Annotated in this window: 25 protein-coding genes; 7 read left to right on the top strand and 18 right to left on the bottom strand. The window is 69.8% G+C overall.

What is annotated here, in order from left to right; translation table 11 throughout:
- Window positions 1-30: 30 nt before the first annotated feature.
- The 7 genes from AC3FMM_RS26730 to zwf form a co-directional block, all read right to left on the bottom strand.
- Window positions 31-429, bottom strand: a complete 399-nt coding sequence (locus AC3FMM_RS26730) for a RidA family protein (RefSeq protein WP_115679247.1) — start codon at window positions 427-429, stop codon at window positions 31-33.
- Window positions 426-1,550 carry an Ldh family oxidoreductase gene (locus AC3FMM_RS26725; RefSeq protein WP_197722696.1) on the bottom strand — a complete coding sequence of 375 codons (1,125 nt, stop codon included), beginning with the start codon at window positions 1,548-1,550 and terminating at the stop codon, window positions 426-428. Before AC3FMM_RS26725 ends, AC3FMM_RS26730 begins: the two co-directional genes overlap by 4 nt.
- Window positions 1,531-1,947, bottom strand: a complete 417-nt coding sequence (locus tag AC3FMM_RS26720; RefSeq protein WP_115679246.1) for a cupin domain-containing protein — start codon at window positions 1,945-1,947, stop codon at window positions 1,531-1,533. Before AC3FMM_RS26720 ends, AC3FMM_RS26725 begins: the two co-directional genes overlap by 20 nt.
- 55 nt (window positions 1,948-2,002) lie before the next feature.
- On the bottom strand, window positions 2,003-2,761 hold the full coding sequence (locus AC3FMM_RS26715; protein ID WP_115679245.1) for an SDR family NAD(P)-dependent oxidoreductase: 759 nt from the start codon (window positions 2,759-2,761) through the stop codon (window positions 2,003-2,005).
- Window positions 2,758-3,162: a Zn-ribbon domain-containing OB-fold protein gene (locus AC3FMM_RS26710; protein ID WP_115707966.1), complete on the bottom strand. Its 405-nt coding sequence runs from the start codon at window positions 3,160-3,162 to the stop codon at window positions 2,758-2,760. The genes AC3FMM_RS26715 and AC3FMM_RS26710 overlap by 4 nt, the downstream gene beginning before the upstream one ends.
- The gene (locus tag AC3FMM_RS26705; protein WP_488687714.1) at window positions 3,159-4,088 is read right to left on the bottom strand and encodes a thiolase family protein; all 930 of its coding nucleotides are present in this window, start codon (window positions 4,086-4,088) and stop codon (window positions 3,159-3,161) included. The genes AC3FMM_RS26710 and AC3FMM_RS26705 overlap by 4 nt, the downstream gene beginning before the upstream one ends.
- 144 nt (window positions 4,089-4,232) lie before the next feature.
- Entirely contained in the window at window positions 4,233-5,720 is a 1,488-nt protein-coding gene (zwf, locus tag AC3FMM_RS26700) for a glucose-6-phosphate dehydrogenase (RefSeq protein WP_115707958.1), read from the bottom strand.
- Between the two features lie 572 nt (window positions 5,721-6,292).
- Between zwf and AC3FMM_RS26695 the strand changes: the two genes are divergently transcribed.
- On the top strand, window positions 6,293-7,015 hold the full coding sequence (locus AC3FMM_RS26695) for a GntR family transcriptional regulator (protein WP_115707956.1): 723 nt from the start codon (window positions 6,293-6,295) through the stop codon (window positions 7,013-7,015).
- Here AC3FMM_RS26695 and AC3FMM_RS26690 read toward each other — a convergent pair.
- From AC3FMM_RS26690 to AC3FMM_RS26680, 3 genes are all read right to left on the bottom strand, one after another.
- Window positions 6,997-7,185: a hypothetical protein gene (locus AC3FMM_RS26690; protein ID WP_111521806.1), complete on the bottom strand. Its 189-nt coding sequence runs from the start codon at window positions 7,183-7,185 to the stop codon at window positions 6,997-6,999. The genes AC3FMM_RS26695 and AC3FMM_RS26690 overlap by 19 nt on opposite strands.
- Before the next feature lie 77 nt (window positions 7,186-7,262).
- Window positions 7,263-7,904: a LysE family transporter gene (locus AC3FMM_RS26685; RefSeq protein ID WP_115679238.1), complete on the bottom strand. Its 642-nt coding sequence runs from the start codon at window positions 7,902-7,904 to the stop codon at window positions 7,263-7,265.
- An 81-nt stretch (window positions 7,905-7,985) separates the two neighbouring features.
- On the bottom strand, window positions 7,986-8,588 hold the full coding sequence (locus AC3FMM_RS26680; RefSeq protein WP_115679237.1) for a hypothetical protein: 603 nt from the start codon (window positions 8,586-8,588) through the stop codon (window positions 7,986-7,988).
- A 140-nt stretch (window positions 8,589-8,728) separates the two neighbouring features.
- Between AC3FMM_RS26680 and AC3FMM_RS26675 the strand changes: the two genes are divergently transcribed.
- From AC3FMM_RS26675 to AC3FMM_RS26665, 3 genes are all read left to right on the top strand, one after another.
- Window positions 8,729-9,232, top strand: a complete 504-nt coding sequence (locus AC3FMM_RS26675) for a thioredoxin fold domain-containing protein (protein WP_488687713.1) — start codon at window positions 8,729-8,731, stop codon at window positions 9,230-9,232.
- Between the two features lie 134 nt (window positions 9,233-9,366).
- A complete protein-coding gene (locus AC3FMM_RS26670; RefSeq protein ID WP_488687712.1) occupies window positions 9,367-9,900 on the top strand; it encodes a TlpA disulfide reductase family protein in 534 nt (177 codons plus the stop codon).
- Window positions 9,901-10,052: 152 nt separating this feature from the next.
- Window positions 10,053-12,161: an ATP-dependent helicase gene (locus AC3FMM_RS26665; RefSeq protein WP_488687711.1), complete on the top strand. Its 2,109-nt coding sequence runs from the start codon at window positions 10,053-10,055 to the stop codon at window positions 12,159-12,161.
- A gap of 9 nt (window positions 12,162-12,170) precedes the next feature.
- Here AC3FMM_RS26665 and AC3FMM_RS26660 read toward each other — a convergent pair whose 3' ends face one another.
- The 8 genes from AC3FMM_RS26660 to AC3FMM_RS26625 form a co-directional block, all read right to left on the bottom strand.
- Window positions 12,171-13,619 carry an aldehyde dehydrogenase family protein gene (locus tag AC3FMM_RS26660; RefSeq protein ID WP_488687710.1) on the bottom strand — a complete coding sequence of 483 codons (1,449 nt, stop codon included), beginning with the start codon at window positions 13,617-13,619 and terminating at the stop codon, window positions 12,171-12,173.
- 16 nt (window positions 13,620-13,635) lie between these two features.
- Entirely contained in the window at window positions 13,636-15,279 is a 1,644-nt protein-coding gene (locus AC3FMM_RS26655) for a GMC family oxidoreductase (protein ID WP_488687709.1), read from the bottom strand.
- Window positions 15,280-15,383: 104 nt separating this feature from the next.
- Window positions 15,384-16,322 (bottom strand): LysR family transcriptional regulator, encoded by a 939-nt coding sequence (locus tag AC3FMM_RS26650; protein WP_488687708.1) that lies wholly within the window; start codon window positions 16,320-16,322, stop codon window positions 15,384-15,386.
- A gap of 41 nt (window positions 16,323-16,363) precedes the next feature.
- On the bottom strand, window positions 16,364-17,560 hold the full coding sequence (locus AC3FMM_RS26645; RefSeq protein ID WP_116312082.1) for a class I SAM-dependent rRNA methyltransferase: 1,197 nt from the start codon (window positions 17,558-17,560) through the stop codon (window positions 16,364-16,366).
- A gap of 218 nt (window positions 17,561-17,778) precedes the next feature.
- Complete coding sequence (locus AC3FMM_RS26640) at window positions 17,779-18,087, bottom strand: YbeD family protein (RefSeq protein WP_111521801.1); 309 nt, start codon at window positions 18,085-18,087, stop codon at window positions 17,779-17,781.
- Between the two features lie 61 nt (window positions 18,088-18,148).
- A complete protein-coding gene (locus AC3FMM_RS26635; protein ID WP_111521800.1) occupies window positions 18,149-19,348 on the bottom strand; it encodes a D-alanyl-D-alanine carboxypeptidase family protein in 1,200 nt (399 codons plus the stop codon).
- Between the two features lie 62 nt (window positions 19,349-19,410).
- Complete coding sequence (locus AC3FMM_RS26630) at window positions 19,411-20,052, bottom strand: alpha/beta hydrolase (protein WP_012351581.1); 642 nt, start codon at window positions 20,050-20,052, stop codon at window positions 19,411-19,413.
- 154 nt (window positions 20,053-20,206) lie between these two features.
- The gene (locus AC3FMM_RS26625; RefSeq protein ID WP_012351580.1) at window positions 20,207-20,527 is read right to left on the bottom strand and encodes a (2Fe-2S) ferredoxin domain-containing protein; all 321 of its coding nucleotides are present in this window, start codon (window positions 20,525-20,527) and stop codon (window positions 20,207-20,209) included.
- Between the two features lie 388 nt (window positions 20,528-20,915).
- Here AC3FMM_RS26625 and AC3FMM_RS26620 point away from each other — a divergent pair, with 388 nt between their 5' ends.
- From AC3FMM_RS26620 to AC3FMM_RS26610, 3 genes are all read left to right on the top strand, one after another.
- Window positions 20,916-22,217, top strand: a complete 1,302-nt coding sequence (locus AC3FMM_RS26620; RefSeq protein WP_092307412.1) for a dicarboxylate/amino acid:cation symporter — start codon at window positions 20,916-20,918, stop codon at window positions 22,215-22,217.
- Window positions 22,218-22,296: 79 nt separating this feature from the next.
- Window positions 22,297-24,300, top strand: a complete 2,004-nt coding sequence (locus AC3FMM_RS26615) for a sensor histidine kinase (RefSeq protein WP_326347043.1) — start codon at window positions 22,297-22,299, stop codon at window positions 24,298-24,300.
- Window positions 24,301-24,311: 11 nt separating this feature from the next.
- Entirely contained in the window at window positions 24,312-25,637 is a 1,326-nt protein-coding gene (locus tag AC3FMM_RS26610; RefSeq protein WP_115679231.1) for a sigma-54-dependent transcriptional regulator, read from the top strand.
- Window positions 25,638-25,691 lie beyond the last annotated feature (54 nt).

Raw genomic sequence — 25,691 nt, 5'->3', positions numbered from 1 at the left:
GATTGAGTTCCGGTACGGATAAGGGTGGGCTCAGGCGTCCGGCAGGACGGCCACGGCGCTGATCTCGATCAGGTAGTCCGGCGACACCAGCTTGCTGACTTCGACCATGGTCGAAGCCGGCAGCGGCGCGCGGAAGTATTCGCGCCGGACCTTGTGGATGCGGTCGAAGTTCTCGATGTTGCGCACATAGACGTCGACGCGGCAGATGTCGTCGAGCGTGCCGCCGGCGGCTTCGGCCGCGGCCTTCAGGTTTTCGCAGACCTGCCGCGTCTGCGCCTCGATGTCGCCGATGCCGGCGATGCTGCCGTCGGGCCGGCGCGCGGTCATGCCCGAAATGAACACCAGCCGGCCGCGTGCCTCGATGGCTGTCGCTTGCGAGAAGTGGCCGTTGGGCTGGCGCAGGGCGTCGGAATGGATCTGGGTCTTCATGGTTGTGAATCGGTAAGGTTGGCAATGGATGACGGAACCGGCGCCGCAAGTGCGCGCGCCACGCTGACGATTTCGGCCAGCACCACCCGTTCGATGCTGCAGCGGCTGCCCTGCCGGCAGCGCGTGGCCCAGCCCAGTTCGCCGGGGCTATAGACGCGCTCGACCCCGGGCGCGTGGTCTGAGCCGCGTACCGCGGCGGCGGCGGCGCTGGCATTGCGCGCGAACGCGGCCGGGTCGCGGAAATGCGCCACGTCGAGTGCAAGGAAGAAGTGCGCGCAGTTGTACGGAACGGCGCTGTCGCCATAGAGCGGGCGCACCGCCGCACCGGTGCCGCCGCCGGACAAGCCGCCGCACAGCAGGTCGACCATGAAGGCCAGGCCGAAGCCCTTCGCGCCCGCGGCCGGCAGCAGCATGCCGCTCAGCGCGGCCACGGCGTCGGTGGTGGGATTGCCCTGCGCATCGGTGGCCCAGCCCGGCGGCAGCTCGAGCCCCCGGGTCGCCGCCAGCCGGATCTTGCCCATCGCGCTCGCGCTCATGGCCATGTCGAGCTCGATCGGAATCGGGTCTGCGCCCGGCAGCGCGATCGCCAGCGGGTTGTTGCCGACCACGCTCTGCGCGCCGCCCGGAGCGGGCATCAGCGGGCGCGTATTCGACATCACGATGCCGACGCAGCCGTCCCGGGCGAGCGCGCGCGCATACAGTCCTGCCGCGCCGAAGTGGAAGGCGTTGCGCACCGCCACGGCACCGATGCCGTGCGCCCGCGCCCGGTCGCGCGCCAGCGCCACCGCCTGCAAGGCCGACAGCTGCCCGAGCATGTTGGCAGCGTCCAGCACCACGCAGCCACCCCGGTCGCTAACCACGGCGGCGTGCGCGGCCGGCGTCACCGAACCGCTGCGCAACCGCTGCACATACATGGGCACCAGCATCACGCCGTGCGACGGAATCCCTTCGAGGTCGGCGTCGACCAGCGCATCGGCCACGCGCACCGCGTCCGCATCGGCCACGCCAAGCCGCGCGAAGATGGCACTCACGGCCGCGCTGAGCGCGCCCGCGTCGACTTCGCAGTGCGTGCGATGGCGATGCGCGTCGCCGCCGGTGAAGTCAGTGGGCATCGCGTTCATCGGTGTACCAGCTCGGTTTCTGCGGATAGTGCGGACCGTCGTAGATCTCGACCACGATGGTGTCCTCATGCGCCAGCGTGGGGCCGTGGACGTTGCCCTTCGGATTCCAGTAGAAGCATCCGGGCGTCAGCACCACCTGGGTTGCGGTGTATTCGTAGCGGCCCTGCAGGCAGAACATGAACTGGTTCGACGCGTGCGAATGGGGCTCGGGGATCGACACCCCCTTATCGAAGCGGATCAGCGCAATCGAAGCGCCGGTTGCCTCGTCGCGCCACAGCATCTTTTCGTAGAGGCCGGGCAGGGACTTGGGACGCCAGGGCATGTCGGCGCTTTGCAGCAGCACCTCCTCGAGCGGTGGAATGCCCGGCAGCGCCGGTTGAGGACAGGACGGGTTCATCGTGTTATCTCCGATCGTTCTGGTTGTATTGCGTGGCAGGCGCCGGTGACGGCGCTTACAAGGCCAGCGACGCGGCCAGGCTGCCGCCGCCGCAGACAAAGAGGTTCTGGCCGGTGATCCAGCTGCTGGCCGGGTCGGCGAAAAACAGCGCGGCGTGGGCCACGTCTTCGGGCAGGCCCAGGCGCCGCGCCGGCAGCGAGGCGGCCAGCGCGCGGGCGCGCTCGCCGTCCTCGGGAAAATCGCTGATCAGCATGCCGGTGACGGTCGGGCCGGGGGACACGGTATTGACCGTGATGCCCCACGGCCCCAGCTCCAGCGCCCAGGTGCGCGTCATTGCCGCCAGCGCCGCCTTGCTGGCGCCGTAGGCCGTGCGTCCGGCCAGGCCGACGATGGCGCGCGAGGCCACGTTGACGATGCGGCCGAAGTGCCGCGCCTGCATCCGCGGCAGGCATGCCTGCGCCAGTTGCATGGCACAGCGCGCATGCAGGTTCATCATCAGGTCGAATTCGGCATTGCCGACGTCGGCCAGCGCGGTGTTGCGCACCACGCCGGCGTTGTTGACGAGGATGTCGATGCGGGGCTCGTGCGCAACCGCGGCCACCAGCGCCGCAACGCCGTCGGACGTGGACAGGTCGGTCACGACACTGGTCAGCAACGGGTGCGCCGTCTCCGCCGGCGCGAGGCCCGCCGCGATCACGCGGGCCCCCTGTTTCAGCAGTGCATGGCTGATTGCCAGCCCGATGCCGGCGTTGCCGCCGGTCACCAGCGCGGTGCGCCCCGCAAAACGCAAACCTTGTTGGGTGCGCGGGCTCATGCGTGGTCTCCGTCCTGGTCCATGGGGAGGCAGCGGGCGCGCAGCACGCCATCGGGATGTGCATGGTCTCGGTCCAGCCATACCGTCACGCGCGTGCCGGCGGCCAGCATGGTGTCGGCGAGCGCGAACAGCGTCACGCCGGCATCCAGCCGCACCGCGGCCACGTGCACCGGCAGCCGGTCCGCGAAGCGCGGCTCGAGCGTGTAGTGCAGCACCGCCACCGACAGCACCACGCCGGCGCCGCCGTCGGGCAAGTGTTCGATATCGCCGTGCAGGCACCGCGGGCAGTACCTCTGCGGCGGATAGAAGCGGTGGCCGCAGGCCGCGCAATGCGGCAGCGCCAGGCCGTTGGACGGCGTCGCCGCGGCCAGCGCCTGCCAGGCCGGAGAATGGGCACTCATGCCAGGACTCCTTCGATGATCGCGGCGCCGGTCGCCAGGCAGCGGTCGTACACGGCCATGCCATAGCCGCTGGCAAGCCCGAGCCGTGCGCCCGGCACCTGGTTGGCGCCGGCCTGCCCGGTGACCTGGCGCAGCACCTCGACCAGACCCAGGTAGCCGCCGGCCGCGCCGGCCTGGCCGCAGCCGAGCTGCCCGCCGCTGGTGTTGTGCGGAAAATCGCCGCGAAAGCCCAGGTCATGCGCCTGTATAAAAGCCGCGGCGGTGCCAGGCTGGCAAAAGCCGAGCCCTTCCAGCTGCAGGAACACCACGGCGGGGTAATCGTCATAGGTGGCCAGCACGTCGATGTCTTGCGGCGTCGCGCCGGCCTGCCGGTACAGCCGCGCCTGCTCGAGCGCCCAGCCGCCGCGCAGGATGGCGTCGTCGTCGGCATAGGCGTTGTGGCGCTCCACCACCGCGCGCAGGTGCGCGTGCGCCAGGCCCAGACGGCGTGCCCTGCCGCGCGGCATCACCAGGAAACCTTCGGCGCCCGCGCACGGCATCACCAGGTCGAGCTTGTGCAAGGGCTCTGCGATCGGCCGCGCGTGCAGGTAGTCGTCCAGCGTGATCGCGGTGCCCAGCAGGGCATGCGGTACGGCGCTGGCGTTCTGGCGCTGGCTCACGCACAGGCGGCCGAAGTCTGCGCGGGTGGCGCCGGTGGCATCCATGTAGCGCCGCGTCAGATGCGCGAACGGCATGCCTGGCCCTGCCGCGCCGTACGGGTGGATGGCGTCGATGGCCGCCCACGAGAAGCGGCTCGCCAGCCCGGCAAAGCCGCCTTGCGGATTGGCGTCGGCACCGATGCAGGCGACCACGTCGGCGTCGCCGGCCTGCACCGCGCGCGCGGCGCGGCGCAGCGCGATCACGCCGCTGGCGCCGCCGAACGGCACCGATTGCGCGGCTGCACGCGCTCACGGCCGGGATGGATGCCGACGACAGCAGCGCGGCAACACGCGTGCTGCGCCATCTGCTCGCCGAAATCGACGATCAGGCCGCGGGCGGCACCTGAGGCAGGACGGCGCGGGCGCTGTGCCTCAGGCCTCTTCCGACCACTGCACGCCCTCGCGCGCCATGAACGCCGACGATGCCGCCGGCCCCCAGGTGCCGGCGGTATAGGGGCGCGGGCCCTCGTCCTGCGCGCGCCAGGCCTCCAGGATCGGATCGACCCAGGTCCATGCGGCCTGCAGTTCGTCGCGCCGCACGAACAGCGCCAGCCGGCCGCGGATGACGTCGAGCAGCAGGCGCTCGTAGGCTTCTGCGCGGCGCGTGGTGAAGGCCGAGTCGAGGTTCAGCGCCAGGCTCAGCGGCTTGAGCTTCATGCCCTCGCCCGGCTGCTTCACCATCAGCGTCAGCCGCACCGATTCTTCCGGCTGCAGCCGGATCACCATGCGGTTGGGCTGCAGCGTGCTGCCCGGGTCGAAGATGGAGTGCGGCACCTCGGCGAAGTGGATCACCACCTCGGTCACGCGCTCCTGCATGCGCTTGCCGGTGCGCAGGTAGAACGGCACCTGGTTCCAGCGCCAGGTGCCAAGCTCGGCCCGCATCGCGACAAAGGTCTCGGTGCGGCTGTCGGGCGGAATCCCGTCTTCCTGCAAGTAGCCGCGCACCAGCTCGCCGCCGATGGCACCCGCGGTGTACTGGCCGCGCACGGTATTGCGGCGCACGTCCTCGGGCGACATCGGCCGCAGCGAGCGCAGCACCTTGAGCTTTTCATCGCGCACCGCGTCGGAGTTGAGCGACGCGGGCGGCTCCATCGCCAGGATGCTGACCAGCTGCAGCAGGTGGTTCTGCACCATGTCGCGCATGGCCCCGGCCTCGTCGTAGAAGCCGCCGCGCGTGCCCACGCCCACGGTCTCGGCCACGGTGATCTGCACGCTGCGCACGAACGGCGTGCGCCACAGCGGCTCGAAGATCGAATTGCCGAAGCGCAGCGCCATCAGGTTCTGCACCGTCTCCTTGCCCAGGTAGTGGTCGATGCGGTAGGTGCGGTCCTCGCTGAAATAGCGGCTGACCACCTCGCCGATGTCGATCGCTGACGCCAGGTCCACGCCCAGCGGCTTTTCCAGCACCAGCCGGGTGTCGTCGGCAATCAGTCCGTGGCTGGCGAGGTTGTCGCAGGTGGCGGCGAACAGCCCGGGGGGCATCGCCATGTAGTAGATCCGCAGCGCATCGTTGCGCAGTTGCGCGGCCAGCGCCGGGTAGTCCGCCGCCTGCGCGGCGTCGAGATGGACGAAATCCAGCCGCTGCAGGAAGGCCTGCCATTTGGCGGCCTCGATATAGCGCGCATCGACAAACGGTTGTGCGCTTTCGTCGGCAAAATTGACAAAGGCCTCGCGGTCCCAGCGGTGCCGGCCCACGCCGAGGATGCGGGTGCCGTCGGGCAGGTTGCCGTCGCGGTGGCACATGTAGAGCGAGGGCAGCAGCTTGCGCGCCGACAGGTCGCCGGCGCCGCCGAAGATGACGAGGTCGAGCGGCCGGGCGTCGGCCGTGCCGAAGGCGGAGACGGTGCGGGAGGTTGGCATGACGGGCTCCTTGCGTGCCGATGGGGCGGATGAGGTTGGCCGGGGGCGGGGCAAGCCGGCATTGTTTGCGTTGTTCGTGCAGTCTGCCGGACCAGCATGTCTCGGTCACGTTGCGCGGCTATTGCGGCTGGCCGGCCGGCACAGCGGCAAACGCCATCGGACCATCCGCATCATCCGTGCCATCGAACGCGGCAGCGCAAGCGGACGGAGCACCGGAGTCCTGCCCGGTCAGCGTAACGATGAACGATTCACGCCAAAACGGGGATACCGGTTCGAGCCACTTCGACCAAGATGCATTGAACTGGTATTCAACGACGGTGCTGCGGCAGTATCACAGGCAGGCGTGGGACGAAAGTTCGGTGGCCCACAAAAAAGCGCAAACCGCAAAGGGTTCCGTAGCCAAGTGCCCTGCCGCAATGCCGTCCGGGCATGCCCGGGCTATGCAGTACCAATTGACGGATACCGTGCGCATGGCATGGGCGTCACCCCCTGCACTCCACTCCCCCGCAGGGCGATTAAATGTCCTAAAGTGGTATCACCGACATCAGGCCCTGGTACCCATGAGGAGTCGCATGGATCAAAGGCTGCAGGCGCTGCGGCCCGACGAGGCCGACGCCACGCCGATCTACCTGCAGGTAGCGCGCAAGCTCACCGCGGCCATCCAGGCGGGGCAATGGCGGGCGGGGGATGCGCTGCCGTCGGAACGCACGCTGGTCGATTCGCTGGGGATTTCGCGTGTCACCGCGCGGCACGCGCTGCAGGTGCTGGCCGAGGAAGGCACCATTACGCGCAACCGCGGCGCGGGCACCTTCATCGCCCCGCGCGCCGAGCCCAGGCCGGCGCGGCTGGACAACTTCAGCGAGCTGGCGCGCCGGCGCGGCATGACGCCGGCGAGCGAGCTGGTGGGGTTCGAGCGCCGCCGCGCCACCGCGCAGGAAAGCGCGGAACTGGCCCTGGCCGAGGGCGACGAGATCGTCCGGCTGACGCGGCTGCGCAAGGCCGATGGACAGATCTACTGGATGGACGTGACCACGCTGGCGCTGGCCGTGGTGCCCGATGCCAGCGCCATCGGCGAATCGCTCTACGCCTTCCTGGAGCGGATCGGCAAGCCGGTGCTGCGCGTCACCGAGACGCTGCGCGCGGTGGTCGCCACGGCGGAACTGGCCGCGCGCCTGGGGATCGAGCCGGGCGAGCCGCTGCTGCATATCCGCCGCACTGGCTACACCCATGGCGACAAGCCGGTCGAGCTGACCGACGCGTACTGCCTGAACGACTTCTACGAACTGAAGCAGTAGCGCCCGGCGGCGCCGGCCACTGGTGGTTCCACCGGCGGCGGGGGCGGGTCGTCCTCGGGCGACAGCGGCACATCGGGCGGCACGCCCGGCGGCGCGGGCTCTTCCACCGGGGGCACGGTATGGCGCGGCTGCAGGCGCGCACCGGCGATCGGGTTCAGCGAGGCAGGCATGCGGGGACTCCGTGGCGGGCTTACTTCCTCATTGAAGCAAACCCCGCGAGCGCGCGCCAGTGCGGATGCCGCGCCGCTCAGGCGTGCTGGCGGCGCACGAAGAACAGCGCCGCGCCCACCGCCATCAGCACGCTGCCGAAAAACCGGTTCTGCCACAGCACCGCGCGGGCATTGCGGAACAGCCCCTGCATGCGCGACGCCAGCAGCGCGTAGCCATGCATCACCACCAGGTCGACGCAGCACATGGTGGCCGCCAGGATCGCCAGCTGCAGCGCCAGCGGCCGGTTCGGGTCGATGAACTGCGGCAGCACCGCGACCATGAAGATGATGCCCTTGGGGTTGGTCACGTTGGTCAGCAAGCCCGTCGCAAAACGGCGGCGCCGGCTCATCACGGCCACGCGCACCGGGCCGCCGTCCTGCGCCGCATCCGCTTCCACGCGGGCACGCCATTGCTGGATGCCGAGATAGATCAGGTACAGCGCGCCGATGGTCTTGACCACCATGAAGGCCTGCTCGGAGGCCAGCAGCAGCGCGCCCAGCCCGCCGCCGGCCACCAGCAGCACGATCACCAGCCCGGCTTGCAGGCCGAAGATGGTGGTGGTGGTCCGGCGCAGCCCGTATGACAGGCCATGGCTCATCGACAGCACCGCACCCGACCCCGGCGACACCGCGATCACCCAGCACGCGGCGAAATAGGCCAACCAGACTTCCCAACGCATTTCAACTCTCCTATGACTGCAACATGCGGGGCGGCGCATCGCCCCCCCGGCACCTGTGATTCGCTGCGGCGCGGCGGCGCCTCAGAGCGGGTGGAACCCGCCCAGGAACTGCTCCACCTGCTCGGCCTGGCGCGCGTCGCGCGCGGCCTCGCCGGATTCCAGCACCACCGCCTGGAAGGCGCGCGTGCCCACCGCCACCAGCCGCGCGCTGAGCCGGCGCGGCGACTGGTCCTGCGGCGACACGCCGCTGGCCTGCAGCTCCAGCCCGGCCAGCGGGCGGCCCGGCCGGTCCGCGCTCATGATGGTGACCGGCCGCGTGCGCGGCTCGCCCGACAGCGTGCCCAGGTTGGCCAGCAGGCCGGCCTGCATCGCCGCCAGGGCCTCGCGCCGCAGCGCTTCATCGTCGGCGGGCAGGGTCACCACGCCGACGGCGAAGAGCGTGTCGTCGACGCGTGCGGCCTCCATCGTCATCGGCAGCTTGCGCCCGGCAATGGTCACGTCGCGCGCGGCGCTGGTGGGCTTGCCGGGATAGAGCGCGGCGTAGCCGCCCTCGCCCGACTGGATGGTGCGCCAGTCATAGCGCGGCGAACAGGCGCACAGGGCCAGCGCGAGCAGCGCGGCACAGCATGTGAGGGACCAGCGGGGCGCGGCAGCAGGGCTCGGCGGGGGCGGCACGGGACGCATGGAAAACGGGACGGAAGCACAGGCTCGGGACGGCGCGCGCGGGCGCGGTCGCCGGCGCGCGGAAACCGGTATTATCCCGGAAGCGGCGCGCCAGTGCTTGCCGCGCCGCCTGTCCCACCTGTGCCGCCCCGCGAACCGCCATGCCTGCCTCCCGCCTCGCCCTAACTGCTGCCGCCAGCACCCGTCTGCACTGGCTGGCCGCGGGCGTGTTGCTGGCGGCGATGGCCGGCGTGTCCGCCGCGGGCCCGGCGCACCTGCCGCCGGCCACGGACCTCGCCGCCCACGGCGCCGACGCCGCGCGCCGCGGCGAGCCGCTGGTGGTGCTGGTGTCGATGCCGGGCTGCGGCTATTGCGACGCGGTGCGCCGCAACTACCTGGGCCCGCAGGCCACCGCGGGCGAAATCGCCGTGCGCGAGCTCGACATGACCGCCGACACCCCGCTGCGTGATGCCGACGGCAGCCAGACCACCGCGCGCGCCTGGGCCCGCGCGCACCAGGTCCGGGTGGCGCCGACGGTGCTGTTCCTGGACCGCCAGGGCCGCGCCGCCGCCAACCCGCTGCGCGGCATGCAGCCCGACTTCTACGGCGCCTACCTGGAACAGGCGCTGGCGCAGGCGCGCGCCGCCGTCGCCGCGCGCAAGTGACGGAAGGGTTCCAGCGCATCACCGCAAGGCGGTACCGCGCAGCGCGCGAACGCCTGCCGCATTAGAATGTCCCACTGCTGATCGGCCCCGCCCGGTCCTCCCTGCACCAACGAAGCGGCTTCAGCCGGATTCCCATGACCACTACCCCCGCCTCCAAGACCTCCCGCAAGCCCTGGTCCATCGTCGCCGCCGTGGTGGTGCTGGCGCTGCTGGGCTGGTTCGGCTACCGCGCGCTGTCGCCGTCCGGTACCGCGCCGGCCGCCACCTTCACGCTGCTGTCCGGCGAAAAGGTCAGCACCGCCGACCTCAAGGGCAAGGTCTACCTGGTCAACTTCTGGGCCACCAGCTGCGCCACCTGCATCAAGGAGATGCCGGACATGGTCAAGACCTACGAGCAGTTCAAGGGCAAGGGCCTGGAATTCGTCGCGGTGGCGATGAACTACGACCCGCCCATGTACGTGATGAACTTCGCCAAGACGCGCGGGCTGCCGTTCAAGGTGGCGATGGACAGCGACGGCAGCGCGGCCAAGGCCTTTGGCAATGTGGGCCTGACGCCTACCACCTTCGTGATCGACAAGGAAGGCCGCATCCTGAAGCGCTATGTCGGCGAGCCCGAATGGGAAGCGCTGCACAAGCTGCTCGACGGCGCGCTGGCAAAGTCTGCGTAACTCAGCGCTGCGAACACACGACAAAAGGTGCTCATCGAGCACCTTTTTTTGTTTTCGGGACCGATCCCGCGCGCGGCGGGTTGCGCCGGCGGGCTGTATGGATATACAGTTGGCGCCAGTTTTCTCATCGCGTGTCCTGCCCGCCCCAACCCGTGACCCTGGACCTTGCCCCCGCGGCTGAATCAGCCGAAGCCGCCACCCCTGACGCCGAAGCGCTCCCCGCCTACCTGTCCCGGCTCAATCCGGAGCAGCGCGCCGCGGTCGAGCACGGCAGCGACGCGCCGCTGCTGATCATCGCCGGCGCCGGCTCGGGCAAGACCAATACGCTGGCGCACCGGGTCGCGCACCTGGTGCTGGCCGGCGCCGATCCGCGCCGCATCCTGCTGCTGACGTTCTCGCGCCGCGCCGCGGCGGAGATGGGGCGGCGCGTCGAGCGCATCGTCGACCAGGCGCTGGGCACCAGCACCGGCGCCGGGCGCGCGGCGCTGCAGTGGTCCGGCACCTTCCACGCCATCGGCGCGCGGCTGCTGCGCGAATACGCCGAGACCCTGGGCCTGTCGCCCGCCTTCACCATCAGCGACCGCGGCGACTCCGCCGACCTGATGCACGTGGTGCGCCACGACCTGGGCCTGTCCGAGACCGCCAGCCGCTTCCCGAAGAAGGAAACCTGCCTGGCGATCTACTCGCGCGTGGTCAACACCCAGGCGCCGCTGGAAGACGTGCTCAGGCAGCAGTTCCCGCGCTACGCGATGTGGGCCGATGCGCTGCGCACGCTGTTCGCCGGCTATGTCGAGGCCAAGCAGAAGCAGCACGTGCTCGACTACGACGACCTGCTGCTGTACTGGGCACAGGCCATGGCCGAGCCCACCATCGCGCAGGACATGGGGGCGCGCTTCGACCATGTCCTGGTCGACGAATACCAGGACACCAACGCCCTGCAGGCGTCGATCCTGCTGACGCTGCGGCCCGACGGCCGCGGCCTGACCGTGGTCGGCGACGACGCGCAGTCGATCTACGCCTTCCGCGGCGCCACCGTGCGCAATATCCTGGATTTCCCGTCGCAGTTCACGCCGGCCGCGCAGCAGGTCACGCTGTCGCAGAACTACCGCTCGACGCAGCCGATCCTGCAGGCCGCCAACGCCGTGATCGGGCTGGCGGCCGAGCGCTATACCAAGGACCTGTGGTCCGAGCGCCAGTCGGCCGAGAAGCCCGGCGTGATCGTGGTCAACGATGAGGCCGACCAGGCCCGCTACGTGGTCGAGCAGGTGCTGGCGCGGCGCGAGGCCGGCCTGGCGCTGATGGCACAGGCGGTGCTGTTCCGCGCCGCCGACCACAGCGCGCAGGTTGAGATCGAGCTGGCGCGGCGCAATATCCCGTTCGTGAAATTCGGCGGGCTCAAGTTCCTGGAATCGACCCACGTCAAGGATGTGCTGGCGGTGGTGCGCTGGCTCGAGAACCCGCGCGACCGCATGGCGGGGTTCCGCACGCTGCAGCTGCTGCCCGGCATCGGCCCCAAGACCGCGGCACGCGTGCTCGATGCCATGGCGCTGGCGACCGAGCCGCTGTTCTCGCTGCAGGAATTCGAGCCGCCGCCGGCCGCCGCGCCGGCGTGGGCCGACCTGCTTGCGCTGGCGCGCGCGCTGATGGCACCGACCTCGCCGTGGCCGTCCGAATTCGAACAGGTGCTGGCCTGGTACACGCCGCACCTCGAACGCCTGCACGACGATGCCCCCGCGCGCCAGGCCGACCTGCAGCAACTGGAGCGTATCGCCGCCACCTATGGCGCGCGCGAGCGCTTCCTGACCGAGCTGACGCTGGACCCGCCCAGCGCCTCCAGCGATGAATCCGGCGTGCCTTCGCGCGACGAGGATTACCTGATCCTGTCGACCATCCATTCGGCCAAGGGCCAGGAGTGGAAGGCGGTCTATGTGCTCAATGCCGTCGACGGCTGCATGCCGAGCGACCTGGCCACCGGCACCACCGAAGAGATCGAGGAGGAGCGGCGACTGCTCTATGTGGCGATGACGCGGGCCAGGGACCACCTCGATGTCATCGTGCCGCAGCGGTTCTACGTGCACCAGCAGGTGGGCTTCGGCGACCGGCATGTGTATGCGTCGCGCACGCGGTTCTTGCCTAATCGCGTGATGCCCAACTTCCACAGCCGGGCCTGGCCACCGCCGCCGATGCCGGGCGAGGCGCCGGCAAAGCCGGCGCTGGCGCCGGTGGACCTGGCCAGCCGGATGCGCAATATGTGGCGCTGAGCCGCCCCGCTACCCCGGCGCCAGCGCGATGTGCTTGTATTCGACGAAGTCGTCGATCGCGGCCACGCCGTTGAGCCGGCCCAGCCCCGACTGCTTGTAGCCGCCCTCCTCGAATTCGTCGTAGACCGAGGCCCAGTCGTTGATCCACACGGTGCCCGCCTCGAGCGCGCGCCCCATGCGCAGCGCGCGGTCGACGTCGCGCGTCCACACGCTGGCAGCCAGCCCGTACTCGCTGTGGTTGGCCAGTGCCACCGCCTCGGCCTCGGTGTCGAAGACCTGCAGCGTCAGCACCGGGCCGAAGACCTCCTTCTGCACGATTTCCATGCCCGGGTCGTCCACCTCAAGCAGCGTCGGGCGGTAGAACGCGCCGCGCGCAAGCGGGCCTTCGCTGACCGGCCCGCCGCGCACGAGCACGCGCGCGCCGTCGGCAATCGCCGCTTCCACCATACCGTTCACGCGCTCCACGTTGGCCTTGTCGATCAGCGGCCCCATCTGGCTGGCCGCCTCGGCGGCCGGGCCGACGCGTACCGCGGCCAGCCGTTCGGCCAGCCGCTGGCGCAGCGCGTCCGCCACGCCACGCTGCACCAGCAGGCGCGAGCCGGTCATGCAGAACTGCCCGGCGAATACCGTGAGCGCCTTCTCCAGCACCGGCAGCGCCGCGTCGAGGCTGGCATCGTCGAACACGATCATCGGGGTCTTGCCGCCCAGCTCGAGCCCGAAGCGCTTCAGGTGGCGCGCGCCAGCTGCGCTGATGGCGCGGCCCGTGGCCGAGCTGCCGGTGAAGCTGATCACCGGCACGTGCGGCGACTCCACCAGCGCGCGCGAGCCTTCCGCGCCCGACTCGCTGAACAGGTTGACCACGCCGCGCGGCAATGACGGCGCGCGCGCCATGATGCGCGCCACCAGCGCATTGGTCAGCGCCGTCTGGCCCGGCATCTTGATCACCGCGGTGCAGCCCGCCGCCAGTGCCGGCGCCAGCGAGCGCACCATCAGCACCACCGGCGAATTCCACGGCACGATGATGCCGGCCACGCCCATCGGCTCGCGCAGCACCAATGACAGCCGCCCCGGGCGCGGCTCGGCGGCGCGGCCGTATTCAGTGACCGTGAGCCCGGCGTAGTAGCGCAGCTTGGCCGGCACCATGCCGACCTCGAAGGCGGCCTCGGCGCGCACCTTGCCGTTCTCGGCGCAGAGCATGTCGACCAGCGTGTCGGCATCGCGCTCGAAGGCATCGGCCAGTTCGTTGAGCACCCTGGCGCGCAAGGCGCGGTCGTGCCGCCACGCGGTCGCCTGCAGCGCGCGGCAGGCGGCGCCGATGGCCTGTTCCGCCTCGGACCGGCCGGCGTCGGCGTAGCGGCCGATAACGGCCGAGGTAGCGGGATCGATGCTGTCGCGGTACAGGCCGGAGTGCACCCATTCGCCGTCGATCCAGTTCAGGGCTGCTGGCATGGTGTTCATGTCGTTCCTTTCCGGTTCAGGCAAAGCGGCTGGCGATGCGCTCGGCCGCGGCGATGGTGGTGATGTTGGTCGCCACTGAAGGCACATCGGGGAAGATCGAGGCATCGACCACGCGCAGGCCCTGTACGCCGCGCACATTGCCCTCCAGGTCGACCACCGCCCGCGGATCGCCGGCCAGGCCCATCGGCGCGGTCGAGGTGGGATGGTGGTAGGTGTCGAGCGTGGCACCCACCGCTTGCAGCACGGCCTCGTCGCTGGTGGCCTGCGGGCCGGGGTTCAGCTCGGCATGGATCAGGTCCGCCAGCGGCGCGGTGCGGCCCAGGCTGCGCGCCAGCCTGATGCCTTCCAGCAGGCGCTCGCGGTCCTGCTGCATCGACAGGAAGTTCAGGTCGATCTTTGGCGCCACCGCCGGATCGCGGCTGGCCAGCCACAGGCGGCCGCGCGACTGCGGGCGCGTCAGCGCCACCGCCAGCACGAAGCCCACGCCGGTCGGGCTCTGGTCGTGCGGGAACAGGTGGGTGGCGGTGATATGGAGGTCCAGCTCGCCAGCCGTGGCGACGGTGCTGCGGGTCCACACCTTGGCGCCGATCGCCGGCGACTGCGCGCCTACGCGGTCCGGCCGGGCCGCATAGGCGTTGTAGAAGAACGGGTGGTCCACCAGGTTGCGCCCCACCGGCGCGTCCTTCACCACCGGGATGCCGAGTTCGCGCAGGTGGTCGAACGGACCCACGCCCGAGCGCAGCAGGATGGCGGCACTGCCGTAGCTGCCGGCCGACAGGATGACCTCGCCGGCATGGATCTGCTCGCCATTGGCGAGTTGCACGCCGATCGCGCGACGGCCGGCGAACAGCACCTTGTCGACCAGCACGTCGGCGCGGATGGCCAGGTTCGGGCGCGCCCGCACCTCGTCGGTCAGGTAGGCCATGCCGGTGTTCACGCGCACATGGTCGACCACGTTCATCGGATACGGGCCGACGCCGTGCGCATCGGCGTCGTCGAAGTCGGCAATCGCGCGGAAGCCGTTGGCCAGCGCCGCATCGATAAAGGCGCGCTGCATCGGCGTGACGTCGGCACGGGTCAGCTGGCGCACCGGCAGCGGGCCGCTGCGGCCGTGCAGCGCGTCGCTGCCGCCGGTGCGGTGCTCCAGCTTGCGGAAGAAGGGCAGCATCTCGTCGTAGCTCCAGCCTTCCAGGTTCCAGCGCCGGAAGTCCTCCGGGCGCGCACGCAGCGCCACCGCGCCGTTGACCGCCGAGCTGCCGCCCAGCACCTTGCCGCGCACCGCGCCGATCGGATGGCCGATGTAGCCGGGCTCGGACTTGTAGCCCCAGTCGAACGCGGCCGGCGCCACGCTGTCGCTGCTGGCGATGGCTTCGGGATAGCCTTGCGGCGCATAGCTGTGCCCGGCTTCGAGCAGCAGCACCTTGCGCTGGCGGTTCTCGCTCAGCCGCCGTGCCATGACCGCGCCAGCCGAGCCGCCGCCGACCACGATCACGTCGGCGGCGCGGGCCGGCCCGGCAGTGCGCGGCTGGTCGGAACTGGCGGCCTGGGCGAGGCGGCCGAACGAGCCGCCGCAGGTGACGGCCGCTGCGGCCAGCGTCAGGCTATGGCCGAAGAACTTGCGCAGGGAAGGCTTGGGCTTGCGATGCTTGGGGCGGGTCATAGTGTCTGTGCGTTTCAGAGTTGGGGCGATGCCCCGGTGCACACAGACTAGTCAGCCCGCGCCGTCCGCAAAAGACGGCCGTTACAGAATCCGGAGTTCGTGTTTTACGAACTTAGTCCCGCGCTCGCCAGCTGGTCGGCAATGGCCAGCTCCCACAGCGGCGGCTGGCCGATCTGCGCGGCCAGGAAATCCGCCAGCGCATGGATCTTGGGCGAGGCCCGGTGCGAGCGCCGGTAGACCGCGGAAATCTGCCCGCCGGAGGGCTGGTAGCCGGGCAGCACGATGCAGAGTTCGCCGGCAGCGATGGCTTGCGCGGCGAGGAAGGCCGGCAGGATGGCCAGGCCCAGCCCGGCGCAGGCGGCCGCCAGCAGGTGATGGCCGCTGTCGGTGCGCAGGCGGCCGCGGATGCGGAACGACTGCAGCTCGCCCTGCACCGGCAACTGCCACATGCCGTGCGGCTCGCGGTTGGAATAGAGCAGGCCCTCGTGGTGGCGCAGGTCGGTCGGGTGCGCGGGCGTGCCGTGCGCGGCCAGGTAGCCGGGGCTGGCGCAGATCAGGTGCAGGTTGGGCGCGATCGGGCGCGCCACCAGCGAGGAATCGGGCAGCTGGCCCATGCGGATGGCCACGTCGAAGTTGCCGTCGTGCAGGTTGACGTAGCGGTCGTCGGACTCCACATCCAGGCGCAGTTCAGGGTAGCGCAGCGAAAACGCCGACAGCATCGGGCCCAGGTATTGCATGCTGAAGGCCATCGGCGCCGCCAGCCGCAGCGAGCCGCGCAGGCTGGTGTTGGCGGCCAGCACGGCGTCCTCGGCCTCGCCCACCTCGGCCAGGATGCGCACGCAATATTCGTGGAAGACCTGCCCCGCTTCGGTAGCCGCGGCACCGCGCCCGCGTTGCAGCAGCACGGCGCCGAGCCGTTGCTCCAGCAGCTGCACCCGCTGGCTGATCACCGACTTGGTCGTGCCCAGCCGCCGTGCCGCCTCGGTAATGCTGCCTGCATCGACCACGGCCACGAAGGCATGCATTTCAGAGAGTTTGTTCATGACTCGCGCCTGCCCGTCCGTGAATGCGTGGCCTGACTGGCCTACGCCACCTTTTCCAGCAGCAACCCCTTCAGGTACTCCCCTTCCGGGAACGCCGCCAGCATCGGGTGATCCGTGCCGGCGGACAGACGCCGCAGGATGCGCGCATCCGCCCGAGCATCGGTCACCGCGCCCGCCACGATCTTCTGGAACAGCTCCATGCTGATCGCTCCCGAGCATGAGTAGGTGAACAGCAGCCCGCCCGGGCGCAGCAGCTGCGTGCCGACCAGGTTGATCTCCTTGTAGGCGCGCGCGGCACGATCGATATGCTGCGCCGACGGCGCGAACTTGGGCGGGTCCAGCACGATCAGGTCGAACTGGCGGCCCTCGGCGCGGAATTCGCGCAGCGTCTTGAACACGTCGGCGTCGAGCCAGGTCGCGCGCTCCGGATCAAACCCGTTCAGCGTCACGTTGCCCGCGGCGATCTTCAGCGCCTCGCCCGACGAATCGATCGACGTCACCGCTTTCGCCCCGCCACGCAACGCCGCCAGCGAGAAGCCGCCGGTATAGCAAAAGCAGTTGAGCACCTCGCGCCCTTCGGCGAGGTCGCCGACCAGCTTGCGGTTGTCGCGCTGGTCGACATAGAAGCCGGTCTTGTGGCCGTTGCGCACATCGACGTAATAGCGCACGCCGTGCTCGGTCACGGACAGTGCCGGATCGGGCTCGGCGCCGGCCAGCACGCCGGTGACCAGCTCCAGCCCCTCGCGCTGGCGCACGGCGGCGTCGGAACGCTCATAGACATTGGGGCAGCCGGTCTCCTTGACCAGCGCCTGCACGATCGCGCTCTTCCAGTGCTCGACGCCGGCGGAATTGAACTGGCACACCAGCTGGCCCGTGGCGCCGCTGCCGTAGTAGTCGACGATCAGGCCGGGCAGGCGGTCCGATTCGCCGAAGATCAGCCGTACCGCGTCGCTGTCCCGCACCCACTGGCGCCGGTAGGCGATGGCCGCCGCCACGCGGCGCTTGAACAGCGCGTGGTCGACCGGCTCGTTCTCGTCGAAGGTCCACACCCGCGCGCGGATCTGCGATTCGGGGCTGTAGGCGGCCTTGGCCAGGAAGCGGCCGTCGGCGGCGCGCACGATCACGGTGGCGCCCGGCTCGCAGCGGCCTTCGGTGGTGGCAATGCCGGTGGCATAGATCCACGGGTGGCGGCGCAGCAGGGATTTTTCCTTGCCGGGTTTCAGGGTGATGGTGTTCATGTTGGTATGGGAAGGGAGCGTGCCGCGGCCCGTTGCGCTTCACACGCTGCGGGAGTGGCTCCCCTCTCCCGCTAGCGGGAGAGGGGTTGGGGGTGAGGGCGCGAGTGTCGAACGAAGTGACGGTCGTCGGTATGCGAGGGCCTGCCCTCACCCCCGGCCCCTCTCCCGCAGGCGGGAGAGGGGAGCAAACAGAGCGGGAGGGAAAGTCTTCTACTGCCTTACAGCACCACCTTCACCATCGGATGCGCAGTCAGCGCCCGGTACAGGTCATCCAGCTGCTCGCGGCTGGTGACCCATACCGTCACGGTCAGGCCCAGGTAGTTGCCCTTGCTCGACGGGCGCATTTCCATCTTGCCGGCGTGGAAGTCCGGATCGAACTCCTGCACCAGCGCGACGATGGCTTCGGCGAAGCCGTCCTGCATCGCGCCCATCACCTTGATCGGGAAATGGCTCGGGTATTCGATCAGCGACTGCTCCGGCGGAATATCGCCGGGCTTGTTGCCGCTGCCTTGGTTGTCGGTCGTCATCTCGGATTCTCCGGCGCGAGGCCGGCGCGCCGCGTGGCGCTCCGGCTCGCGCGCATTCAGGTCACTTGCGCTTGAACCACAGGCGGATGGTGTCCCACAGGCGGCCGAAGAAGCCGGCCTCGGGCACCTCTTCCAGCGCCACCACCGGGAATTCGGCCACCTTGTTGGTGCCGTCCATCAGCTTGACCATGCCCACCTGCTGGCCCGCCGAGATCGGCGCGATCAGCAGTTCCTGGCGCTCCAGCACCGGCTTGAGGCGCCCGCCGGTGCCCTTGGGCACGGTGACGAAGGTCTCGTTCTGCACGCCGATCTTGACCGTGCCGCTCTTGCCCTTGTAGATGTCCGGCGTGGCCAGCACCTGGCCCTTGTCGTACAGGCGCAGCGTGTCGAAGAACTGGAAGCCGTAGTTGAGGATCTTCAGGCTTTCCTGGGTGCGCACCTGTTCGGTGGTGGTGCCGATCACGATCGAGATCAGGCGGCGCGAGCCGTCCGGCACGTTGGCCAGCGGCCGCTTGGCCGACGAGATCAGGCAGTAGCCGGCCGACTTGGTGTGGCCGGTCTTGACGCCGTCGACGGTCGAGTCGATGTACAGCAGGCGGTTGCGGTTGGGCTGCCTGATCTTGTTATAGGTGAACTCCTTCTGCGAGTACATGCTGTAGTACTCGGGGAAGTCCTTGATCAGGCGCGTGGTCAGTGTCGCCAGGTCGACCGCGGTGGTGTAGTGGTTGGGGTCGGGGATGCCGTCGGTATTGGTGAAGTGGGTGTTCTTCATGCCCATGCGCTGGGCCTCGCGGTTCATCATCGCGACGAAGCCCTCTTCCGAGCCGCCGACGGCCTCGGCCAGCGCCAGCGCGGCGTCGTTGCCCGACTGCACGATCAGGCCCAGCAGCAGGTCCTGCACCGTGACCGGCTTGTTGGGCTCGATGAACATGCGCGACTCGTCGCTTTTCACCTTGAGCACCAGGTTGGTCGGCACCACCGCCTGGTCCAGCGTCAGGCGCTTTTCCTTGAGGGCCTCGAACGCCAGGTAGGCGGTCATCAGCTTGGTCAGCGAAGCCGGCTCGATGCGCGCATCGGCATTCTGCGAGGCCAGGGCCTGGCCGCTGGTGACGTCATACAGCATCCACGACTTGGCTGCGACCTGGGGCATCGGCACGCCCTGCGCCAGCACGGCGGCGGGCGCGGTGGCCAGCACGATGGCGGCGGCGATGGCGGCGGGAGCAAAGGCGGACGAAAGGCGTGTCGTGGCTCTATTCAGCATGTTTCTGTTTTCCGACAGTAAGAAGGTGGCGCGGGAAGTTCCGGGACGGCGGCGTGCCGGCCTTACCGGTCCCACGCATTGACGACGAGCTGCTTGATCAGGTGCAGCTTGCGGTGAAAGAAATGGTCGGCGCCGGGGATCACGATCACCGGCAGTTCCTGCGGGCGGGCCCAGTCGAACACGCTGGCCAGCGGCACGGTGTCGTCCTGTTCGCCATGGATCACGATGGTGTCGGCCGGCACCTGCGCGACTTCCCAGCGGCTGGCGGCGGTGCCCACCAGCACCAGGCGCTGCACCGGGGTGCCGGCCTCGGCCAGGCGGCGCGCCACGTGAGTGCTGACAAAGCTGCCGAACGAGAACCCGCCCAGCGCCAGCGGCAGCGTCGCGGCCTGCGCCGACCACGCGGTCTGCTGGCGCATCCAGGCCGCCACGGCGAGCAGGTCGTCCTGTTCGCCGATGCCGTTGTCATGCTCGCCGGCGGTTGCGCCGACGCCGCGGAAGTTGGGGCGCACGGTGGCATAGCCCAGCTGCACGAAGGCGCGCGCCAGCGTCTGCGCAACCTTGTTGTCCTTGGTGCCGCCGAACAGCGGATGCGGGTGCGCCACCAGCGCCAGGCCTCGGGGCTCGCCTTGCGGCAGGTCCACCGACACATCGATCGCGCCGACGGGGCCGGCGATGGAAAGTACCTGGGTATGCGCGTTCATAGGGCGGTCTGGAGCGATCAGGAGGCCAGCTGGCTCAGGTGGGAAACTCAGGCGGGAAATCCCGGGGCAAAAATGAAAAAACCGTCCGGCGTGCGGGCGGCGGGGTCTGGCATCGGCGCTGCGGCATCGGCAGCGCCGCGGACTTCGTTCTCGTTCAGCGGTCCACCATCAGCCGCTCGACCGGCTTGCCCTTGAGCAGGTGGCTGTCGATGATTTCATCGATGTCATGCTCGTCGACATAGGTGTACCAGATGGCCTCGGGGTAGACCACCAGCACCGGGCCGAGTTCACAGCGGTTCAGGCAGCCCGCCTTGTTGATGCGCACGCGGCCTTCGCCGCCGGCGATGCCCAGTTCCTTGCAGCGCTTCTTGGCGTATTCCTGCATGGCCTTGGCGTTGTAGTTGGCGCAGCAGTTCTCGCCGGCCTCGCGCTGGTTCAGGCAGAAAAAGACGTGGTGCTGGTAGTAGCTGCGCATGCGTACGTGTGAAGACGGCCCCGGACGGCGGCACGGCCCGGACGGCATTGAACGGAAGCTCGGAATTATACGGCGTTGCGAGCGCCGGGCCGCGATATGCGGCAGCTTTGCGCGCACCGCCATGCACCCCGGGCCCTGCCAGGTGGCGCCTCGCGCACCCTGTGCCCGCCCGCTATTCCGGATTGCCGGATCCGCGCCGTCCGGGATTCCGGAATCCCGGAGGCCCCGCCCTCGCCCGCCGCCGCCCTTTCCTTGTGAATCAACCAGTTAGCAATACCGGTTGGACTGGCATGCCGGTTGCGAATTCCCGCCCCTGAACGCGCCGCAAGCGTGACGGCGCGCGCCCGTGCGGACCCGCCCGGGTACGGTCAACACCGAGGACGACATCATGAGGAAACCCTTCTACAAGATCCTGTACGTGCAGGTCCTGTTCGCCATCTGCATCGGCATCCTGCTTGGCCACTTCTGGCCCGACACCGGCGTCGCCATGAAGCCGCTGGGCGATGGCTTCATCAAGCTGATCAAGATGATCATCGGCCCGATCATCTTCTGTACCGTGGTGACCGGCATCGCCGGCATGAGCGACATGAAGAAGGTCGGCCGCGTCGGCGGCAAGGCGCTGCTGTACTTCGAGGTGGTGTCGACCTTCGCGCTGCTGATCGGGCTGGGCGCCGCGCACCTGCTCAAGCCGGGCGTGGGCTTCAACATCGATCCGGCCACGCTCGACACCAAGGCCATCGCACAGTACGTGTCGAAGGCGCACGGCCAGAGCACGGTCGAGTTCCTGATGCACATCATCCCCGACACCGTGTTCAGCGCCTTCGCCAACGGCGACATCCTGCAGATCCTGCTGGTGTCGCTGTTCTTCGGCGCCGCGCTGGCGGTGCTGGGCGAACGCGCCCGCATCGTGGTGCAACTGATCGAGCAGGTCTCGAAGGTGTTCTTCCACATCGTCCACGTGATCACCAAGGTGGCCCCGATCGGCGCCTTCGGCGCGATGGCGTTCACCATCGGCAAGTACGGCCTGGGCTCGCTGGTGCCGCTGCTCAAGCTGATCGGCACCTTCTACTTCACCGCCATCGTGTTCGTGCTGGTGGTGCTGGGCACGATCGCGCGCATGACGGGCTTCAGCATCGTGCGCTTTATCTCGTACATCAAGGAAGAGCTGCTGATCGTGCTGGGCACCAGCTCGTCCGAAGCCGCGCTGCCGCACATGATGGAAAAGCTGGAGAAGCTGGGCTGCTCCAAGTCGGTGGTGGGCCTGGTGGTGCCGACCGGCTACTCGTTCAACCTGGACGGCACCAACATCTACATGACCATGGCGGTGATCTTCATCGCCCAGGCCACCGGCATCGAGCTGACGCTGATGCAGCAGCTGACCATCCTGGCGGTGGCGATGATCACCTCCAAGGGCGCCAGCGGCGTGACCGGTTCGGGCTTCATTACGCTGGCGGCGACGCTGGCGGTGGTGCCGACCATTCCGGTGGCGGGCATGGTGCTGATCCTGGGCATCGACCGCTTCATGAGCGAGTGCCGCGCGCTGACCAACATCATCGGCAACGGCGTGGCCACGGTGGTGGTGTCGGCGTGGGAACGCGAGCTGGACCGCAAGCGCCTGGCGCGCGTGCTGCAGCACGGTGCCGGCGACGATGCCGATACGCTTGGCGAAGCCGGCCAGCGCGCCGCCTGAAACGGTCGCGCCCGCGCGCGCGGCTGCCCCCGCCGCGCGCCTGCGGGTATCATCGGCGCGACACCCCTCGCGCGCGCCGATGCCACACTCCGACGACTTTCTCGCCGTGCATGACCCCGCCGCCACCCGCCCGGTGCACGCGCCGGAGACCGGCAGCGGGCGCTGGTGGGGCTTTGCCGTCGCCCTTGCCGCCGGCCTGCTGCTGCTGTGCGCGCTGACCTGGCTGGTCTCGGTCCAGCGCGGCCTGGCCAGCCTGCAGCAAGGCACCGCGACGCGCGCCGACCGCTACGCCGCCACGCTCGAAAGCACGCTCGACCGCTACGAGTTCCTGCCCGCGCTGGTGTCGCTGCATCCGTTCGTGCGCGAACTGCTCGCCGCCCCCGACGACGCGCAGCGCGTCGCCGCCGCCAACCAGTACCTGGCCGAGGTCAACCGGCGCGCGCATGCGTCGGCCACCTATGTGATCGCCGCCAACGGCATTGCGCTGGCGGCCAGCAACCACGGCCAGCCCGGTAGCTTTGTCGGCACCGACTACCGCTTCCGCCCCTACTTCCAGACCGCCGCGGGCGGCAGGATGGGGCGCTTCTATGCCATCGGCATCACCAGCGAAGAGCCCGGCTACTACCTCGCGCAGCCGATCGAAGCCGGCGGCAAGGTCATCGGCGTGACCGTGGTCAAGCTCAACCTGGAGTGGTTCCAGCGTGCCGGCAGCGGCGCCGAGCCGCTGATGGTCAGCGACGACCACGGCGTGATCTTCCTGTCGTCGGTGTCGGCGTGGCAATACCGCACGCTGCGCCCGCTGCCGCCGGCGCTGCGCGCGGAGATGGAGCGGACCCGCCAGTACCACGGCCGCGCGGTGACGCCGCTGCCGCTGGAGCCGCTGGCGTCGCCGCTCACGCGCTGGCTGGCCGACACCACGCTGGCGCACGGCGCGCGCCTGGTGCGCGTGCGCGATGAGGCCGCGGCCGGCCGCACCACCTTCGCGCCGGACGGCGCCGGGCGCGCCGACCGCTATCTGGCGCTGAACCGCACCGTGGGCCCGGCCGGCTGGACCATGCAGGTGATGGCGCCGCTGGAGCCGGTGCTGGCCAACGCGCGCAACGCCACCGTGGCCGCGGCGCTGGGCTATGCCTGCATCTGCCTGCTGCTGGTCAACTGGCGCCAGCGCCGCCAGCGCGCGCGCGACATGCAATACAGCCGCCGTTTGCTGGAGGCTGCCTACGACGAGCTGGAGCGCCGCGTCGAGGCCCGCACCGCCGACCTGATGGCGATCAACGAAAAGCTGGAAGACGAAGTGGCCGAGCGCACCCGCGCCGAAAGCGAGCTGCGCGCGGCCCAGGACGAGCTGGTGCAGGCCAGCAAGCTGGCCGCGCTGGGACAGATGGCGGCCGGCATCACGCATGAGCTGAACCAGCCGCTGGCGGCGCTGCGCACGTTCTCGGACAACACCCGCGTGCTGCTTGAGCGCGGCCAGCTGGCCGCGGCCGAGGGCAACCTGACGGCGATTGCCGACCTGACCGAGCGCATGGGCAAGATCACCGGCCAGCTCAAGCTGTTTGCCGGCAAGGCCCGCCCGGTGCGCCGCCCGGTGGCGCTGCGCGCGGCCGTCGAGCACGTGCTGGCGCTGCTGGCGCCGCGGCTGGGCGCGGTCACGGTCAGCGTCGCCGGGCTGGATGCGGTGCCAGGCCTCGCCGTGCGCGCCGACGAGCTGAAGCTGGAACAGGTGCTGCTGAACCTGCTCGGCAACGCGCTCGATGCGATCGCCGCGGCCGCGCCGGCCGCTCCGGCACACGGCCGCATCGACCTGGAAGTGCAGGCCGGCGAGCACGCCGTCACCATCGTCGTGCGCGACAACGGCACCGGCATCGCGCCGGAAGCGCTGCCGCGCCTGTTCGAACCCTTTTTCACCACCAAGGAAACCGGCCAGGGGCTGGGCCTCGGGCTGGCGATCTCGTCGTCGATCGTGCGCGAGTTCGGCGGCCAGCTCAGCGTCGCCAATGTCCCCGGCGGCGGCGCGCAGTTCACGCTGGTGCTGGCGCGCGCGCCGGCCGTCGATCCGGCGCCATCGGTTTCCGCGTCCTGATGAGTATTGCCATGCAAGATGGTCTGCGTGTCCTGTTTGTCGAAGACGAGCCGCTGGTGCGGCAGGCCACCGCGCAAAGCCTGGAACTGGCCGGCTTCCGGGTGCTGGCGCTGCCCTCGGCCGAGGCCGCGATCCCGCACCTGCACGGCGCCTTTGCCGGCGTGGTGGTGACCGACGTGCGCCTGCCCGGCGCCAGCGGGCTGGACCTGCTGCAGCACTGCCGCAACGCCGCGCCCGGCGTGCCGGTGATCCTGGTGACCGGCCACGGCGACATCACCATGGCGGTGCAGGCCATGCGCGAGGGCGCCTATGACTTCATCGAAAAGCCCTTCGGCGCCGACCGCCTTACCGACACCGTGCGCCGCGCGCTGGAACGGCGCGCACTGGAGCTGGAAAACCAGGCGCTGCGCCGCGAACTGGCGGGGCCCGCCGCCGGCACGCGCATCATCGGCCGCTCGCCGGCGATCGAGCAGGTGCGCGCGCTGGTGGCCAATGTCGCGCCCACCGACGTGCCGGTGATGATCAACGGCGAGACCGGCACCGGCAAGGAACTGGTGGCGCGCAGCCTGCACGCGCTGTCCGGGCGCGCCGAGGGGCCCTTTATCGCACTGAACTGCGGCGCGGTGCCCGAGGCCATCTTCGAGAGCGAGATGTTCGGCCACGAGGCCGGCGCCTTCACCGGTGCCGGCAAGCGCCGCATCGGCAAGCTCGAGCATGCCTCGGGCGGCACGCTCTTCCTCGACGAGATCGAAAGCATGCCGCTGGCGCTGCAGGTCAAGCTGCTGCGCGTGCTGCAGGAGGGCTCGCTGGAGCGGCTGGGCTCGAACGCCTCGGTGCAGATCGATGTGCGCATCGTCGCCGCGGCCAAGGGCGACATGGACGCGCTGGTGGCGCAGGGCACGTTCCGCGAAGACCTGTATTACCGGCTCAATGTCGTCACCATCGCGCTGCCGCCGCTGCGCGAGCGGCGCGAGGACATCGTGCCGCTGTTCGAGCATTTCTCGCTGGTGTCGGCGGTGCGCTACCAGCGGCCCGCGCCGCTGCTGTCCGAGGCGCAACGCCAGGCGCTGGCCCAGCGGCCGTGGCCGGGCAACGTGCGCGAGCTGCGCAATGCCGCCGACCGCATGGTGCTGGGCGTGCCCGAGGGCGGCCAGGCCGGCGCGCAGGCGGCGGGCCCCGACGAAACCGCGCCGCTGCGCGAGCGCATGGAGCACTTCGAGCGCGCCGTGATCGCCGACGCGCTGGCGCGCACCGGCGGCGCGGTCAGCCAGGCGGCGGACCTGCTGCAGGTGGGCAAGGCCACGCTCTACGACAAGATCAAGCGCTACGGGCTGTGATGTCATGCGCGGTTCATGTCGCTGCCACGGCGCCGTCACATTGGCGGCCTATGC

This window comes from Cupriavidus sp. 207A1, assembly GCF_057798955.1.
Note: the sequence above shows the minus strand (reverse complement) of the source record. Positions and strands in the feature narration are given on the sequence as shown.